Source organism: bacterium, from assembly GCA_021372515.1.
In the GTDB taxonomy this organism is placed as follows: Bacteria; Gemmatimonadota; Glassbacteria; order GWA2-58-10; family GWA2-58-10; genus JAJFUG01.
This window is the reverse complement of record JAJFUG010000064.1, coordinates 1-4767: the sequence shown is the minus strand read 5'-3', so window position 1 is coordinate 4767 and position 4767 is coordinate 1. Positions and strand designations below refer to the sequence as shown.

The following is a 4767-nucleotide window of genomic DNA, read 5'->3' as shown; positions in this document are numbered from 1 at the left end:
GACATACGGCCTCCCGGCGGCCCTGTGGGCCGCTGCAAGGTCGAAAAACCTTTTCCACCCGCGGCCTACCGGGCCGCCGTTTCTGTCTTTGGGGGCCGCGCATGTCTGAGCCTCCCGCCGGGACAGCGTGTAACAGCACTCGAAACGGCCAGGGCTGAAAAAGATCCAAGTCCGGCGGCGATTGCGCGGCAGCGCCGCCCTGCAACATGGGAGCGGAATCAACGTTCCGTGTACAGCGGGGTTGGAAGTGGTGACGCGGTTTGGACGAGTTCGCGGCCCCCACGCCCTTTGGTCCTTTCGGGCAAGACCGAAAGGACAAAGAAATAAACGGGCGAACACGAGGTTCGCCCCTACGAATGCAATCGAACGTTGTCGTAGGAGACGGCGCGCCGTGCCCGACAATCTTTCGACAAAAGGCTGAATCTCCGCTTCGCCTTGAACGCGGCCGCCGGAATCCATATAATAACTGGGCCGGTTGGAAAAGAATTGCATTCTCAGCCGGCACATCATACATGCACAGACAAACAGGCCGATGTCAGGCCGAACCCTAACGGTGAACCCGAAATGACCAAGACCGATCCGCGTTTCACCCAGTCCGGCGGGGTGAACATATTCACCGGCAACGAGCTGCTGATCAAGGGCGCGCTGGAGGCCGGAGTGTCGCTGTACTCCAGCTACCCGGGCAGCCCGGTGGCCGAGACCCTGGATGTGATCCGGGCGAACTCCGGCCTGTTCAACGAGCACGGGATCGTGGCCGCGATCGCCAACAACGAAGCCCTGGCCGCGGCGCGGCTGAACGGCTCCCAGGCCCTGCCCCTGCGCGCCCTGGGGATCATGAAAAGCGTGGGCCTGAACGTGGCCTCGGATGTCCTGGAGGTGAGCAACCTGGCCGGGGCGCACCCGCAGGGCGGCGCGGTGGTGATCGTGGGCGATGACCCGCACTGCTCCAGCACCCAGACCCCGGCCGACAGTCGCTACAAGAGCCGCGCCCTGTTCATGCCAGTGCTCAGCCCGGGCGGCTGGCAGGAGCTGAAGGACTGGGTCGACCCGGCGTTCGAGCTTTCGGCGGCTACGGAGTGCTATGTAACATACCTGGTCACCACGGCCCAGGCGGATGGCGGCGGCGTGGTGCGCCTGTATCCCAACCGCTGGCCCGCGATCAACCGCGACAGCCGCGTGGACCTCGACACCGCCGGGCTGGACCTGGGCCGGCGGGTGATGATCCCGCCCTCCAGCTCGCGCGGCGAGGTGCACCTGCTCGAGACCCGTCTGCCCGCCGTCACCGCCCACGCGCGCCGCCTGGGGTTCGACCGGATGCTGAACGCCCCGTCCGAGGGCGCGCGCGCCTCACTGGGGATTGTCACCCACGGGGTCTCGTACCTTTACGTGCGGGATGCCCTGGCCGAGCTGGGGCTTCAGGCCCGGGTACCCATTCTCAAGCTGGGGCTGGTCTGGCCCCTGGACAGCGAGATACTGGCCACTTTCGCCCGGAGCGTGGAGCAACTGGTGGTGGTGGAGGAGAAAGGACCCTTTGTCGAGGACCAGGTGAAAGTGATCCTGCGCGACCTGGCCCAGAGCGGCGGCGAGGAACACCTGGCCCGCCTGACAGTCTGGGGCAAGCGCAACCCGGAGGGCGGCGAGGCGTTCCCGGCCAGCCGCGGCCTGGGTCCCTCGCAGGTGATAAGCGTGTTGGGTCCGGTCCTGAGCGGCCTGTACCCCGACTGCGCCCCGCAGGTGATAACCCAGCTCGGCGTGCTGGAGGAGATATCCGGCTACCGGGTGGAGAGCCCGGCCCGCCCGGCCACGTTCTGCGCCGGGTGTCCGCACCGCGACACCGGCAACCTCCTGATGGACATCATCTCCGACATCAGCCGCCCGGAGTACATGCGGGCGCGCCACGGCTCCGGGCAGCCAATCGACATGGTGGTGCACGGTGACATCGGCTGCTACTCGATGTTCAACGCGATCTGGGACAGCCGTCTGATGCACGACATGTCGGCCATGGGACAGAGCCTGGGCGCGGCCGCGGGCCTGGAGCCGTTCGTGGTCAACAAGCGCGTGCTGATGCTGGGTGATTCCACTTTCTTCCACAGCGGCCTGGCCGGAATCTCCGACCTGGCGCGCCACAACCAGGACGTGCTCGTATTCATCCTGGACAACGACACCACGGCCATGACCGGCCAGCACCCGACGCCCGGCAACGACACCGATATCCTGGGCCGCGCGGTCAACCCGCAGGACATCGAGCGCGCGGTGCGCGGGATCGTGGGGCCGGGCGTTCCGGTCACCACGCTGGACCCCTCGGATGAGTACGCCTACCGACGCACGGCCGAGGATTACCTTCTGCGGCCCGGCCTCAAGGTTATCATCGCCAAAAAGCCCTGCGCGATCAAAAGCGGACGCATCCGTAAAGCCATGCAACGAGAGGTGATAAAGCGCCGCGGCTACCTGCCCGAGGAGCGGCGGATCAATATCACGCCGGAGGTCTGCGAGGATTGCCTGGAGTGCACGCGCAAGACCGGCTGCCTGGGCCTGGAGCGCACGGACACGGTGCTGGGCCGCAAGGTGGGGATCGATCCCAACGCCTGCGTGTCGGATGGCGCCTGCTACCGGGTGGAGGCCTGCCCCTCGTTCGAGGAGGTGACTGTCACCCGGCGCGCGCCGCGTCCCTCCCGCACCGAGGCGGTAACGTTCGACTGTCTGCCCGAGGCGCGGATCGCGCCCCTGGAGAGCGCCTGGCGCTCCTATATCTGTGGCTACGGCGGCCAGGGCTCCAACACCGTGACCGCGGTGCTGGCCCGCGCCGGCATGTACCAGGGCTACGAGGTCACCCTGCACAACCGCAAGGGCATGGCGATCCGCAACGGCTCGGTCAAGAGCATCGTGGTGTTCGCGCCGCCGGGGGCGGAGACCAGCCCCCTTATCCCGGAGGGACGGACCCAGCTCATCATCGGGCTGGACATCCTGGAGACCGCCCGCGCCCTGGATGCCGGCCACCATGTGAGTATCGGCTCGCGCGAGGCCACCGTGGCGGTGGTGAGCGACGCCCGCAACCAGACCCTGGAGACTATCATGGGCCTGAGCGATTTCGATCCCGCGGCTCTGGCGGCGCAGATCGAGCCCTGCCTTCGCCCGGACGGGCTGTTCTGCCGGGATGTCAAGGGCCTGGCCGAGCGCTTCATCGGACACAGCCGCTACCTGAACACCGTGCTGCTGGGCGCGGCCTGGCAGAAAGGCTGGATACCCCTGGAGCTGGCCCACCTGGAACGCGCCCTGGCCGAGGTGATGCCGCGCGAGGAGCTGGAGGCCAACCGTCTGGCGTTCAAGCTGGGCCGTCAGCTCGTGCACCGCGAGGCGGCGCTGGTTCGCCCCGCTGAGGTGCACAGCCTGGACCGGGAGCTGGCCGACCTCACCCGCTGGATCGCCGCCGACCCGGGGGGTGCGCGACAGGCCACGCTGTTTGCGGAGCTGATCGGGCGGGCGCGGCAGGCTCTGAGCATTCCGGAGGAGGAGCTTATCGGCCTGGCGCACCGTCTGGAGGACACGCTCCAGTACGGCGGCGAGCCGCTGGCGCGGCGCTACCTGGAGCTTATTCTGCGGGCCTGGGAGACTGACAGCGCGGCCGAGGGACACCGCGCCACGCGCGAGCTGATCGTGAACCTGCACCGCGCCCTGGTGGTCAAGGACGAGGTCCACGTGTCGCACCTGCTCACCAGCGCACGCAAGCTGGAGCGAGACCGCGAGGAATTCGACATCGATCCGGCCCGCGGCGACCGGATCGGGTACCGTCATTTCACCACCCCGCAACTTACGATATTCGGACGGGATTTCCGGTTCAAGCTCACCACGCGCAACTGGCAGCTTCGGATAATGCGCCGTCTGCGCTGGCTGCGCCGTGTGCTGCCCGGCTGGCACGCCGCGGAGCGCGGGTTCGGCCGCTGGTACGTGGCCACGGTGGTGGAGCCGTTTATTGCGCGGGGGAGCGGGCAGCGGCCCTCGTACAAGGCCTGGGTGGAGGCGATCAGGAGTGTGGAGCTGGCCAAGGGCTACCGTGAGGTGCGCGCACCGGGCATGGAGGCGGCCCGCCGTGCGGTGGGGCTGCTGCTCAGGAGCGGGGCACAGCCGGAGCCGGAGATGGAAAAAGGAGACACGAACGGCAACGGGGCACACGGTGCAGTGGCGGGTTTCGGCTGGAGCCGGATCGGGCCGGCCTCGCGGCTGCTCAGCAAGCACAGGCTGGTGGAGAAAGGCTGAGGCCGTTTCACTAAAAGAAAAGGGCACGGAATGCCGTGCCCTGCAATATCTTAGTTAACTGTTTCGTCAAGTTGCTTTTTATCTCAAGTAACGCTGTAGGTTTTTTCGTTCCTTTCCACAAAGTCGACTATCCAAACAGTTGTATCAGTAACACTATTTTCGTAATCTACTGCGTGAAAACACCTGGTCAAACCACCAGTTTCTTTCCATCTATAGAGTGCTTTTGTCGACACTATGTTGTATTTTTGTCTTAGTTTTTGCGACGATAATTCGGTTATTTCTACATTATTGCGTGTCGCTCTATAAGGATCTGTAATTAAATCTGTTTGTGCGCGCGAATATTCTTCAAGGAAGGTCTCATCTTCCTTGCTCTTATTCTGCTTGGTGATTCTCGCTTGTACTTTTTCAGTGACGTTTTTACGTATCCTAAGCTTGGTTTGGCTTCTTGTTTCGTCGCTATTATCCATTGTTAGGCCAAGGGATAGATTTTAAAATTGTTACATTCCTTTTCAA

At 64.6% G+C, this 4767-nt stretch carries 2 protein-coding genes; one reads left to right on the top strand and one right to left on the bottom strand.

What is annotated here, in order from left to right; genetic code table 11:
• Positions 1-564: 564 nt before the first annotated feature.
• The gene (locus LLH00_06515; GenBank protein MCE5270922.1) at positions 565-4254 is read left to right on the top strand and encodes a 2-oxoacid:acceptor oxidoreductase family protein; all 3690 of its coding nucleotides are present in this window, start codon (positions 565-567) and stop codon (positions 4252-4254) included.
• Positions 4255-4337: 83 nt separating this feature from the next.
• On the opposite strand, the gene LLH00_06510 is transcribed toward LLH00_06515, so the two are convergent.
• Entirely contained in the window at positions 4338-4721 is a 384-nt protein-coding gene (locus LLH00_06510; GenBank protein MCE5270921.1) for a hypothetical protein, read from the bottom strand.
• Between the last annotated feature and the right edge of the window lie 46 nt (positions 4722-4767).